This is a genomic window from Streptomyces sp. NPDC054932 (assembly GCF_053610205.1).
This window is the reverse complement of the sequence record NZ_JBSGXU010000015.1, coordinates 26,414-39,753: the sequence shown is the minus strand read 5'-3', so window position 1 is coordinate 39,753 and position 13,340 is coordinate 26,414. Positions and strand designations below refer to the sequence as shown.

Below are 13,340 nucleotides of genomic sequence, written 5' to 3'. Positions count from 1 at the left end.
CCTCACCCTCGAGAAACGCGACTGCTTCGCGGGGACCTCTGTCAGGCCGTGCGCCAGCGGCGGAGGGTGTTGTCCGGGTGGGAGGTGAGCCAGGTGCCGTCGCCGAGGGCCAGGGGGTCGCAGCAGGTGGTGCCCGCATAGGTGAGTTCGGCGGTGGGGCGCAGGGTCCGGGCGTCCAGGAGGAGGTGGCGGTTGTCCTCGCCGTCCTGGTCCTCGGCCACAGCCGCCAGCACCCGGGCCGCATCGAGGAAACCCGGCCGATAGCCGACGAAGCGGAGGCCGTCGGGGAGGACGTCCTCCGCGGCGGCGCTGACGTCCGGGTGGCCGGGCTGGTAGCGGCCCAGCCAGTCGCCGCCCACGTCCAGCTTGAGGAAGGCTCCGTCGCGGGCCAGGCCCGCGAACGGCTCGTCCTCGTAGCCGACGTGTTCCGCCTGCGGAGTGTCGCCGTTCAGCGTGACGAGCAGGGCGTGGAAGGTGTCGCCCTGCGGAGCGTCCAGGAAGATCTGGGCCGGGTCGGTGAGGGACTGCTGGAAGCCGTAACCGGCGGAGGCGGACGGGAGGACCGTCTGTCCGAGGAGCCGACCGTCCGTGAGGTCGAGTACGACGATCATGTCGCCGGGGTAGGAGCCGTCGGGGTTCGTCGGGCCGGGTGTCGTCACGAGCAGGCGCCGGCCCGCGGCGTCGGCGGTGCAGGCGCCCGAGGCGATGCGCTCGTCGGACCAGGCATCGTGCTCGTAGGACCAGCGCGTCCGCCCGTCCGCCTCGACCACGGCGGTGTATCCGTTGCAGACGACGGCCACGGCTCCGTCCGGGAGCGGGGAGGCGAACGAGACGCGAAGGCCGGGTCGGGGCATCACCAGGCGTTCCTGTCCGTCGAACACCCGCGACGGGTCCTCGGAGATCCGCGCGAGGATCAGGTCCTTGTCCTGCCTCCCCACTGTCCAGACCGCTCCGCCCCGCACCTGCCAGGCATCGGGTCGGAAGTAGCCCGGACCGATGCCGGGCAGGAGCTCTTCGGCCAGCGGCAGAGCGGCTACGTGCGCGAATTCCATGCCGAATGTCTACACGAAGCACCAGGCGGGTCTCTCCTTCCCTTCTCCGGAGGGTCGGTCCTCGATCCGCTCGGTGCTCGCGAGCGCGGGAGCTACTCGGTTTCGGTGGTCGCGAGCCGGTCGAGGACCTCCGTGTAGAGGGATCGCCTGTCGGGGCGGACGTGGGCGGCGGCGTGGGTGAGGGCCGGGATCGCCGGCGTTCCCACTGCGATGAGTCCCTCCGCCGCGGCCTTGCGGACGACGGGGTGGGAGTGCTCCAGCAGTCCGGTCACAGCAGGGATCGCGGGTGCCCAGTTCGCGTGGCAGAGCGTGCGGATCGCCATGCGCACCAGGTCCGGCTGGGGGTCGTCCAGCAGGATCGACGTGTGGTGCAGGTAGGTCTGCCGGTCCAGCATGGCCCGCGAGGTCCGCTGGGCGTGCAGACGGACCTTGGGCCTGGGATGGTGCAGCAACTCGCCGATCAGATCCCGCAGGCCGGGGTCCGGGTCCGGGTCGGGGCCGCTGTGTCCCTCGGCCAGTCGCATGAGTGCCCGGCGTATCCGGACCGGGTCGCCGGTGCGGGCCAGGTCCAACAGCTCCTGCCGGGACGGAGGTTGTGACGCTGATGCCGCTGCCGCCGGGGCGCGGTCGCGGAGCGCTGCCAGGGCGGCGGCGTCCTGCCGTACGGCGTCCGGGCCGCGCAGCGGACCCTCGACGAGGAGGAGCCCGTCCGCGAGGTCGTCGCGTCCTTCGGCGCGCAGCCGCCGACAGGTCTGCGTCAGTGCGGGGGTGCGCAGCAGGGCACGTCCGCGGAGCAGGTCGAGGAGTCCCCAGGCTCCGGCGTCGAGGCGGTCGCCCAGGTGCTCGGCCAGCACGTCGGCGGGGACCCGGCGCAGTGCCCGTCCGGCTGCGGAGCTGCTGGACGCAGGGCCCTGCTCCCACCATGCGAGCAGCAGCGGGACCAGCGGTTCCAGGTCCCACGGGGCGAGTTGGCCCGCCACGAGGGCCGCCCTGTCGTGCAGGACGCCGTCCGCGCGGAGTTCCGTCTCGCCGATGGCGCCCAGGGCGCCGGCCAGGGCGGCGCCGACGGGTACGTCGACACGGCCCCGCAGGAAGGCCCGGAGCACCGGGAGCAGGGCCTCGGGCTCCGGCCACTCCAGGAGCGCCAGGGCCGCGGTGTGCCGTCGCTCGGGAGCGGATGCCTGCAGCATGGTCAGCAGGCGCTCCCGCAGTGCGGTCGAACGGGGCTGGTCGAGGTCGTCGATGTGTACGGTCCGCGGGTGCGGCACCGGCACGTGGCCGGTCTCGCCGATGGTCCAGGGTGGTGCGTCGAGGGGCTGGATGTCCGTCATCCAGTCGATGAGGACGGCGCGTACCGCGGGGCCTGCGGAGGCGTGGGCATCGATCAGTGCGCTCAGGCGGTCCCGGGAGCCCCGGAGGTCGTCGTACGGGACGTGGAGCCGGCGGAAGTCCTCCAGGGCGTCCGGTGTGCGCACCGCGGCGTCCAGTGCGGCCCGCCACGCCGCGGCCTCGGCCGGTGCGGTGTCCGCGGGGGCCTGCGGTGCGGCGAACGCGTCCCGCAGCACCGCCGTCTCGGCCTGCCGGGGGTCGGCCTCCAGCCGGGCCGAGGCGAGTGCCCGTTCGAGGTCGTTGCGGACCAGGACGGCATCGAGGCTGCGGAGCAGGGGCAGCGTGGAGCGGTTGCCCGCGGGTGCGCAGGGCAGTGCGCGTACGGCCTCGGCGACTGCCGGTTTCCGGGCCGCCGGCAGTGTCGGCGCGACCGCTTCCAGTACCGCGATGAGGTCGCGCCGGTCTTCGGCCGAGGCCCCGGTGTGCCCGGCGTGCCCGGCGAGCCCTGTGAGGAGGACCCCGGTGAACCGGGCGAAGGCGGCCCGTTCCTCCGTCGTCCACGGTGCGGGGCAGAGCCGGAGGGCGAGCCGCAGTACGGAACCTCGTACGGCGGGTTCGGCGTCGGCCAGGCGGAGCCAGTCCGCCAGCATGGGCCGCAGTGCCCGGAGCCGGCCGGGGTGCGGCAGCTCGCGCCGTGCGGCGATGCGCAGCGCGACCGCCGGATTCCAGCCCTCCGCCGTCAGGGATGCGATGTCGGGGTCCGCTCCGCCGTCCACCGCCGGCCTCGGCGCGGCGGGCGGGGTGATCCCGTGCCGGGCCATGGCCGTCGACAGGTCCTCGACCGTCCCGGGGGCGAGGCCGATCCGGCCGGTCGCCACGAGGGCGAGCAGGGTCGGTGCGACCCGCGCCGCCTGGGCTTCCATCGCGAGGACCGAACGCGCCGACAGCGTGCGGTCGAGGCCCTCCAGCAGCAGTCCGCGGGCCCGGCCGTCCTCGCTGTGCTCGGCGGCGGCGAGGACGGTCGCCGGGTAGGCGTCGCCGAGGATGGCGCGCAGCGCCTCGATGAGCGTGGCGCGCAGACCCGGGTTGTCGTGGCGCCCGAGCCAGAGGAGCAGTGCCGGTACCGCCATGGGCGTGCCCGCGCGGACCAGGACCTCGGCGGCGGTCTTCTTGACGTTCATGTTCGGATGGCCGAGACATGCGGCGATCGCGGTGGAGGCCCAGCGGGCCCGTGCGTGGCCGAGGGCGAGCAGCGCCTGGCGGACGGTCTGGACGTCCTGGGCGGCGGTCAGCGCGATCAGGGTCGCCGACAGCGCCTGCGCGTCGTCCCCGGTGGCGTCGCGGGCGAGCAACGCGATCACGTGCTTGCGCACGTGCCGGTCGCGGTGACGCAGCAGGCGGTGCGCCCGCGCACGGGTGCGTGCGGAGGGGACCCGGAGCAGGAGTTCGAGGAGGACCGCCTGCTCGCCGGCCGTCAGTCCGCTCCGGTCCAGCAGATCCAGCGCCATGGTCGCGACGAGTGTGTCCCCGGCCTCTCCCGCGGTCGCCGCGTCGAGCAGGCAGGACGGCCTGATCCGTCCCCGCTCGTACAGACGGCGGCCCAGGCCGTGGACGGCGTCCAGGATCTCCTGGGGCACCACGGGCTCCCCGGGCGGCTGTCCGCTGTCGGGGCGCGGGGCGGCTGCGCCCGGCTCCCGGGACGCGGCCAGTTCGGCCACGATGCGCAGGAGCAGGTCCGCGATGACCGGCAGCGTGCCGGCGCCGCCGTGGGCGGCCAGTCTGCACAGGGCGGCCACCGGCTCGTCCGGGTCCAGATGGGAACTCAGGAGGGCCAGTTCCTGCTCGTCCGGGCCACCGAGGTCCGCCGCGATACGAGCGGGCAGATCGGCGGGGTCGAGACGGACGAGGAGGGCGCGCCGCTGTGACGGGTCGTGGGTCAGATGCCACAGCACCTCAAGGGCGCGGTTCCGCACTGCGCGCAGGTGCGGTGCGATCACTCCCACGCCCACGCCCCGGCCCACGCCCCTGCCCACGCTCCGGCCCCGGCCCACGCCCTCGCTCTCGCTGCTCTCCACGGCGAGACCGAGTCCTTCACTCAGCGCCGCCGCCGTCCGCTCCCCGCCCATGGCTTCCAGAGCGTCCAGGGCAGCCGCGGGAGCCGAGGGCAGGAGGTCGATCACGGCGTCTTCGGCATCCGCATGGCGCAACGCGCGGATCGCGTCGAGGAACGGTCCCGCCACGGGGGCCGAGGGAAGGAGCCGTGTGATCGCGTCCCCGATCGGGAGCTCCCCCGCCCCCTGTCCGGCCAGGGCGACCAGCAGCGCGAGCCGCCGCGGCCAGCCCGGATCGTCGGCGGCCGCGTCCACCAGTACGCGGAACATCTCCTGTCGGCAGGTGAACAGGATCGTCGCGACCTCGTGGGGCGCGACGGAGTGATCCGCCAGCGCCAGGCCGATGAGGGACGCGACGTGCGGACCGTCCGGGAAGTGCCCGCGGCGGTGGAGCCCGCGCAGGCATGTCACAAGCGGCCCGCCGAACAGCAACGGGTCCCGTGCGGCGACGGCCGTCAGCGCGCCGATGTCACCGCGGTCCGCCAGGTCACCGAGCAGTTCCATCGCGCGCCGGCGAAGACCCGGTGGCAGATCCGGATCGTCGGTGACCCGGCGCAGCAGGTCACCGTGCCCGTGATGAGCCGCAGTCGTGAGTGCGGCACCGGCCGCCTCGGGCCGTACCCGCACCGAATCGGCCGTGAGGAAGGGAGACAGGCGTGTCGCCGGAAGGGGGTCCAACGCCGCCCAGGGCCGGCCGAGTTCGCCCAGCGCCGCGGCGACGACATCCGTACGGTGGGCACCGAGCAGGCCGGTGACGTGTGCGCGGACGAGAGCGGGAGCCAGCAGACCGGCGTGCAGCCCCTGCCGGGCCAGTCGCAGCGCCGCGGCCTGCAGCACCGGGTCACCGCTGTCCGCCAGCTCGTTCACGAGGTAATCGGGCCGGTGGGCGCCGGTGACGGTCGTCTCCTGCACGGCCTGGTAGAGCAGTTCGCCCCGGGGCTCCTTGCGGATCACCGCCGGATCGTTCAGGATCTCGGCGCGCAGCCACGCGATCCGTACCCGGGCCGGCAGTTCGGCCGTACGCCACGACGGCAGCCGGTGTCCGGGGAGATGCGGCCCCAGTCGTTCATGGAGCCGCGCCAGGACGAGTACCGCCTCCGGCGTTCCCTCCAGCGACACCGGCAGCAGCGCGGCAAGTTCGGCCGCCCCGGGCTCCTCGCCCGCCCGGCCCGAGGTGACGCGCTCGTGCAGGAGGAGCAGTCCCAGATGCCGCAGGCGGGCGTCCTCGTGCCGGATGAGACGTCCGAAGACGTCCGGCGGGCAGAGCTGCGCGTCGAGATGGGCGGCGAGCCAGTCGGCGTCGGCCCGACGCACCGCGTCCTGGAAGGGTTTGTCCGCGGGCATCGTCATCGTCGGATGCTAACCGGGGCGGTCCCGGCTCCATCCCCGAGGGGCTGCCGGGCACGGGGGACGCCTCGCGTACGGCCGGCCGACCGGCTGACCTCCGAGTATCGACATATGGTCATACAGGCGGCTTGCCACATCTATGGCATATGCATTGACCTGTCCCTTCGGCTTCCTGAATGATCAGTGGCGAAGTCGCGCGGGACGAACGCATTGCGGGGGCCGGTATGGCGGGTGAGCTGGACGATCTGGTGCTCCTCCCGCACTGCGATCTGCACCTCGCGCTCAGTGGGACACCGCCGCTGAGACTCCGCGTGTTCCGGCGTACCGGGACGCCCGGTGTCGTCGCGCCGTACACCCTGACGGAAGTGCCTCCCGCGGACTGCACCTACGCGTTCATGGCCCCGTACCGGGCCACCGGGGACCGGTTCGACGGGCTGCCGACCGTCGATGCGAGCGGCGTGGTGCACCCCGACGGAATCGGAGTGTTCCTCTTCCAGCTCGGTGTCGGCGACCAGTACGTCGTCGGCCGGCTCCAGGTCCATCAGCGGCTGGAGAAATGGTGGTTCGGGAACAGCACCCTCACCACCGCCCTCGACCCCGTGATCGGGCACGCGCTGCCCAGCATCTACGCCCGCTTCAGCGACGACGACAACGCCGCGGACCTCATCGGGGACATCAGCGGGCACGGCTACGTGACGCTGACCTCGCAGGACCCCGGGCGAGTGGTGATCACCGAGTACGGGCGCCTGCGCGGCCTGGTCGAGACCCCGACGCCCCCGGAGGGCGAGATCCCCGACTTCGTCCCCGTCACCGGCGTGCTGGGAACGCTGCCGGCGCAGACGCTCCCCGTCGGCGTCGTCGACTACCGCAAGGAACGCCGCGTCCTGGTCGGCAACCAGCTGTGGAACCTCTCGGAACTCGACCAGATGCAGAACGTCCTGATCCTGGCGGAGGGATTCGAGGGAAACCCCGCCGACGGAGCCGCCTTCACCTCGGTGGCCGAGCGGATCACCTCCCAGCTGTTCGGCCTGCGCCGCCACGAGCCCTACGGCACGCTGAAGGAGCGGTTCAACGTCTTCAGTGCCTGCCCCGAGTCCTTCGAGCGCGGCCTCACCTGCGGAAACCGGGTCACCGACACCCTGGACCCGGTCACCCCGGCCGGCACCCTCATCCCGTACGAGAAGACGGTCGAGGTGATCCGGCCGGGCCGGCCGCGGCCGTACACACTGGCGGAGCTGGTGCACCGGGTGGGACTGCCGCCGCGCGTGGATGTCCGGCCCGACCTCGTACGGGTGTGGAACGGCCAGGGACTGGACGACTTCAAGCCGGAACGGGTCGACGACAAGTTGATCAAGACGTGGAAGATCCACCGCTCCGAGGGCATCCTCCAGGCCAGGGACAGCTTCTTCGGCCTGATGGTCGGCCACCGTCCGGCCGACCGGACCACGGGCGACGGAGTTCCGGTGCCGAAGCCGGCCCGCGACGTGGTGAACGCCGACATGAAGGCCTTCGTCAAACGCCTCTACGAGTTCTACGACACCGGACCGACCGGGCTGCTCACCTTCGACCCCCGGCGCCACCCCCCGGAGCTCCACGCCCCGGGCCGCACGAATCCGCTCTGCTCCGTGTTCACCTACGTGAAGGGTCTGGGCCACGTCAACCCGTACTCCCACGTGCACCACCACCTGGGCCAGGTCTGGGCACCCGAGGAGCCCGGCCACCGGCGCAGCCGGGGACTGATCGCGATCGTCGCGTACGAGTACTCGGGCCGCGGGGTCAACACCAACCGCCGGTCCGTGACCCTGAACTCCTTCGGCGACGCCCGCAGGCTCGCGTTCCGGTACGACACCGCCGGCCGCGACCCGAAGGTCATGCACCGCGTGATCGCAGCCCCGGACCCCGACCCCGCCAAGGTCCGGCTCGGCGTGATCGTCGACATGGTCTCCCACGAGTTCGGGCACACCTTCAACCTGGGGGACGAGTACGAGGACTTCCCGGAAGACGGTCCCGGCAACGATCCGGGCGACGAGATCCAGGACAACCTCACCCGCCTCGGGCACGCCCGTCTGCACGCCCAGGGACGGGAACTCAATCCGGCCAACGTCAAATGGCTGGACCTGCCCCGCATGCGGTACTCGGCCCGGCTCGTCAGGGACAGCCGGATCGTCGGCAATCCGCCGAAGCTCGAAGTGACCGTCGACACGGACCGCCTCGACGACTGGCGGGCCGTCCAGCGGGGCGAGAACCGGGTGTCCTTGAGGCAGTTCCTCCTCATGGAGTTCGGCGCACAGCTCCCGCTGGCCGGCGCGCTGCTGGAGGGGCTCCGGATCGATCCCGTCACCGACACCACGGGAGTCCTGCACCTGACCGGACCCAACCTCCCCAGCACGGTGTTCGGCACGGGATCCGTGCTGTACGTCCCGCTCAAGGACACCGCCGGCACCCCCCTCACCGTGGTGGACCACCGGGTCATGGACTTCCTCCGGGCCCATCAGGGTCCGCTCAACAGCGATCCCGACCACGCGCACCCGAGGGACGAGCCCGACAGTCCGGGGCCCATCCCCGGGCTCGCCCCGAGCGAACTCCGCCGGACCCTGATCGGCATCTACGAAGGCGCGCACCGCTACGCCGGCGCCCACTACCGGCCCGCCGGTGCGTGCAAGATGCGCAACGGCGGCCGCGCCGACGCCATCAGTTCCTTCTGCTTCGTCTGCATGTGGCTGATCGTCAACCGCATCGATCCGACCCGCCACGCCTTCGTCAGCCGCAGGTTCTATCCGGGGAGGCGCCGGTGAGCCGGCCGGGAACCTTCGAGACGCTCCTCACCGAGATCGGCCTCGCGCTGGTCCCGCTGCGCTCCGCGCTCGTCTCGCCGCAGACCTGCGCCGGGCTGCTGCGCGAACTCGGCTGGTACGCCCCGGAGGTCCCGCAGGTCCTCCAGGGGCTGCGCGGCCCGGTGGACACCCTCGCCGACATCCTGGCCGGCCTGCTCGACGGGGAGCTGGCCGCCGACGACGTCCCCCGCGTCCTCGGCGCGCTCCAGGCCCTGATCGGCGGCATCAGGGCCATCACCGGCGCTCCCGACGAGGCGGTCCCGGAGCACCTGCGCGCCGACGGCTTCAAGGAGCACTTCCCCAGGCAGCTGATCGACCATCTGGTGATCGGCCACCTCCAACGCCACCGGCCGGCCCTCGGATTCGCGCTGAGCGCCCTCGGCGTCGTCACGTCCCGCTACGAGCCCCCCGCCGGGAACCGCCCCGGACACACCCGCCTCGTCCTCGACCTGAGCGACCTGCCCCGGGCGCTCACCGACCCGGCCGCCGTCCTGCGGGACGCCCACGGCTGGGGCGGCCCGGGCTTCGACTACCCGCAGTTCGCCGACCAGCTCGACAACCTGCTGCTCGCCCTCGGGGCGCACACCTCCCACGGCCCCGGCGACGACTGGACCGTGGAGTCCGTCCACGGCGGCCCGCGGGAGCTCGCGGAGCCGCCGGCGCCCGTCCTGCGGGCCGTCCTGCTGGAGCAGCCGGGCGGCTCCGGGGAGAGCGTCCACACCGCCGAGGTCCGGATGCTGGAGCTGCCGCCGGACGGCGACCGGCCGGGTGGCCTGGCCGTGCTTCCCTCGTACTCCGGCCGGATCGGCGTACGGATCCCGCTCGGCGACGATCTCGCCCTGACCGTGCGCAGCGAGCTCGATCTCCGGGGCGGGGTGGCCCTGCGGTTCCGGCCGGGGCAACCGGTCGAGACCGTGGCCGGGTTCGAAGCCGGGGACGGCACCCCGGTGCGCCTCGACGGCGCCGTCGAGGCGGTCGTCGAACGCACCCGGGCCGACGGCGAACCGGTGCTCCTCGTCGGCTCGGCCGACGGCACCCGGCTGCAGTTCCGCGGCCTCGCCGGAGGTGGCGGAGTGCGCCTGGACTCCGGCGGCGCCGACGTCTACGCCGCACTGCGCCTCCACGGGCTGGAGTTCGTCCTCAGCCCGGGCGACGCCGACGGCTTCGTCGCCTCCGTCCTGCCGCGCGAGGGCTTCACCCTCGGCGCCGACCTCACGGTGGCGGTGTCCCATCGGGACGGGTTCTCCTTCGACGGCAGCGCCGCTCTGGAGATCCTGATCCCCACCCGGCTGGAGCTCGGCCCGGTCCGGATCCAGGCCCTCGGCATCCGCGCCACGCCCTCCGGCGACGCGCTGCCGGTCGCGCTCGGCGCGACCTTCAGTGCCGACCTGGGTCCGGTCCGGGCGGTGGTCGAGGAGATCGGTCTCACCGCCCGGCTGGCGTTCCGGCCGGACCACGACGGCAATCTCGGCCCGGTCGACCTGGACCTCGGCTTCAAGCCGCCCAAAGGCGCCGGCCTGTCCGTGGACGCGGGCATCGTCAAGGGCGGCGGGTACCTGTCCTTCGACCCGGACCGGGGCGAGTACGCGGGCGCCCTGGAACTCGACTTCGCCGGGATCGTCGCCCTCAAGGCCATCGGGCTGATCAGCACCCGGATGCCGGACGGGAGCAGGGGATTCTCCCTGCTGATGGTCATCGCCGCCGAGTTCGGCGGCGGCGGCATCCAGCTCGGCTTCGGCTTCTCGCTGCTCGCGGTGGGCGGGCTGATCGGCCTCAACCGCGGCATGGACCTCCGGGCGCTCGGCGACGGAGTCCGCTCCGGCGCCATCGAGTCGGTGATGTTCCCCAAGGACGTCGTCGCGAACGCACCGCGGATCCTCAGCGACCTGCGCGCCTTCTTCCCGCCCGAGGACGGCACCTTCCTCGTCGGCCCGATGGCGAAGATCGGCTGGGGCACCCCCGCGCTGCTGCGGATCTCGCTCGGCATCGTCATCGAGATCCCGCCGGGCAACATCGCCGTGCTCGGTGTGCTCAGCTGCGTCCTGCCCACCGAGCAGCTGCCCCTGGTGGTCGTGCAGGTCCAGTTCGTCGGCGCGCTGGAGGTGGACAAGTCCCGGCTCTGGTTCTTCGCCCGGCTCTTCGACTCCCGCATCCTGAGCCTCACCATCAACGGCGGGATGGGACTGCTCGTCTCCTGGGGCGACGACCCCCAGCTCGTGCTCACCGTCGGCGGCTTCCACCCCTCCTTCCGCCCGCCGGAGCTGCCCTTCCCGGTCCCCGAGCGGCTGTCGGTGGACATCCTCAACCAGCCCGGCCGGCTGATCCGGGTCTCCGGCTACTTCGCCCTGACCAGCAACACCGTCCAGTTCGGTGCCCGGGCCGAACTGCGGCTCGGCTTCGACGACTTCGGCATCGAGGGCGGGCTCTCCTTCGACGCGCTGTTCCGCTTCTCGCCGTTCGCCTTCGTCATCCGGATCTGTGCCCACGTCTCCCTCAAGGCCTTCGGTGTCGGTCTCTTCGGCATCTCGCTCGACCTCGTCCTGGAAGGCCCGACGCCCTGGCGGGCCCACGGCCGCGGCTCCATCTCCCTGCTGTTCTTCGAGATCTCCGCCGACTTCGACATCGAATGGGGCGAGTCCCACCACACCACCCTGCCGCCCGTCGAGGTCCTCGCCCTGCTGGAGGACGAGGTCCGCCGGACCGACGGCTGGAGCACCCGGCCCCCGGACGGCGGCACCCGCACGCTGGTCACCCTGCGGGACCTCACCGCCGGCGAGGGCCTCGTCCTGCACCCGCGCGGCACCCTGTTCGTCGCCCAGCGGGCGGTCCCGCTCGACGTACGCGTGGACAAGGTCGGCGCCCAGCGGGCGAGCGACGGGCAGCGGTTCCGTATCGAACCGGACCGGGACAGCCGGCTCGTCAAGCTCTCCGACACCGGCGAGAAGTTCCCCATGGCCCAGTTCCAGGACATGGACGACGCCGCGAAACTCTCCCGGCCCGCCTACGAGGAGCAGGACGCCGGAATCGAACTCGCGGCGGTCGAGGGGGTTCTGGCCGCACTCCGGGTGGTCCGGCGCAGCGCCCGGTACGAGCAGATCGTGGTCGACCGCGTGGCACGGCAGGTGCCCGGGCCCCCGGCCGCCCCGGGCTCCCCGGCCGCGGCCGCGGCCGTCCCGGGCTCCCGGGCAGCGGCCGGGGAACCCGTGCCGCCGCCGCCCGGCCGCAGGCTCGTCAGCGTCAGTCCCGCCGTCTTCGGCCGGCTCCTGGGCGGCAGCAGCACCAGCCGCTCACCGCTCTCCCGCACCGACGCGCTCCGCCGCCGGCCGCTGCCGGAGGAGCACACGGCCCGGGCGGCGGGACAGCGGTACGTGGTGGCGTACACCCGCAACAACGCCCAGGCCTTCCCGCCCCAGCTGCCGGGCGCCCCGCTGCCGCCCGCCGCCGACTTCCGCAGCCCCGCCGCGGCGGCCGACGCGCTCGCCCGCTGGACCGGCTCCGACGCCCGGCTGGCCGGGCGGCTGCACGTCATCCCGGTCTCGGACGCCCGCGAGCGGCCCCGTACCCCGAACACCTGGACGGCTGCGGCCACACCCGCGCCCGCCGCGGTCGGCGGCGCGGAGGCGGTTCTGCTGGCCGGTGGGGCGGTGCTGCTCGCCGGAGGCGCCGACGGCGCCGGGACGCCGGTGGCCACGGCGGGCCTGTTCGATCCGGTGACCACCGCCTGGTCGGCGGCCCGGCCGCTGCTCGCCGCCCGCCGCGGCCATTCGGCCACCCGGCTCGCCGACGGCCGGGTGCTGGTGGCGGGCGGCAGCGGCGCCACCGGGGCCGCCCTCGCCTCCGCCGAGCTCTACGACCCGGTCACCGGGGCCTGGCGGGTCACGAACGGGGCTCCGGCGGCCGGGCGTACGGACCATGCGGCCCTGGTCCTGCCCCGGGGCGGGCTGCTGGTCACCGGCGGCACCCGGGAGGGCCGCACGCTGGCCTCGGCCGAGCGCTACGACCCGGCGGGCGACGACTGGCACACGGTGGCGCCGATGACCGACGCCCGGTCCGGCCACCGGACGGTGGCCCTGCCCGACGGCGGGCTCCTCGCCGTCGGCGGCGCCCTGGCCATCGGCGGCGGCAGCGTCCCGCTGGCCTACTGCGAGCGGTACGACCCGGACACCGACGCCTGGACTCCGGCCGCGAGCCTGCGCATCCCGCGCGCGGGCCACCAGGCCACGGTGCTGGCGGACGGCCGGATCCTGGTCACCGGCGGCGATCCCGTCCTGCTGCCCGGGGACGGCCGGATCGACGCGCGCAGCCGGGCGTCCGCCGAGATCTACGACCCGGACGCGGACACCTGGACCCCGGCCGCCGACCTGCCCGCCGGCCGTGGCAGGCACCGCGCCGTGCGGCTGCCGACCGGCGAGGTCCTGGTCGTCGGCGGCACGGGCGGTCCCTCGGCGACCGCGGCCCACCGCGGCGCGCTCCGCTACCACCCGGCCACGGACCGGTGGACCACCGCCGGCGCCCTGGACCGGGGCCGTGCGGACTTCGCCGCCCTCGCCCTCGCCGACGGCCGGGTGCTGGTGGCGGGCGGCCTGGTCGCCGCCGGCACCGCCGCCCCCGGCCCGGACGGCGCGGTGACCACCGCCGGAACCGAACTCTTCGTCCCGTGAGGGCGA

General features: G+C 73.8%; 4 protein-coding genes. 2 read left to right on the top strand and 2 right to left on the bottom strand.

The features are described from left to right. Nucleotides 1-41 precede the first annotated feature (41 nt). Both ACWGE1_RS06690 and ACWGE1_RS06685 read right to left on the bottom strand, forming a co-directional pair. Entirely contained in the window at nt 42-1,052 is a 1,011-nt protein-coding gene (locus tag ACWGE1_RS06690) for a hypothetical protein (RefSeq protein ID WP_453419460.1), read from the bottom strand. Between the two features lie 92 nt (nt 1,053-1,144). After that, nucleotides 1,145-5,842, bottom strand: coding sequence for a HEAT repeat domain-containing protein (locus tag ACWGE1_RS06685; protein ID WP_453419459.1), 4,698 nt, complete (start codon nt 5,840-5,842; stop codon nt 1,145-1,147). A 173-nt stretch (nt 5,843-6,015) separates the two neighbouring features. Here ACWGE1_RS06685 and ACWGE1_RS06680 point away from each other — a divergent pair, with 173 nt between their 5' ends. Next, nucleotides 6,016-8,634 (top strand): hypothetical protein, encoded by a 2,619-nt coding sequence (locus ACWGE1_RS06680; RefSeq protein WP_453419458.1) that lies wholly within the window; start codon nt 6,016-6,018, stop codon nt 8,632-8,634. Further along, nucleotides 8,631-13,334, top strand: a complete 4,704-nt coding sequence (locus ACWGE1_RS06675; RefSeq protein WP_453419457.1) for a DUF6603 domain-containing protein — start codon at nt 8,631-8,633, stop codon at nt 13,332-13,334. Before ACWGE1_RS06680 ends, ACWGE1_RS06675 begins: the two co-directional genes overlap by 4 nt. Nucleotides 13,335-13,340 lie beyond the last annotated feature (6 nt).

Excerpts from the sequence above, each read along its gene's own strand:
- ACWGE1_RS06690 (WP_453419460.1), bottom strand. The coding sequence starts at position 1,052 with ATGGAATTCGCGCACGTAGCCGCTCTGCCGCTGGCCGAAGAGCTCCTG.
- ACWGE1_RS06685 (WP_453419459.1), bottom strand. The coding sequence starts at position 5,842 with ATGACGATGCCCGCGGACAAACCCTTCCAGGACGCGGTGCGTCGGGCC.
- ACWGE1_RS06680 (WP_453419458.1), top strand. The coding sequence starts at position 6,016 with ATGATCAGTGGCGAAGTCGCGCGGGACGAACGCATTGCGGGGGCCGGT.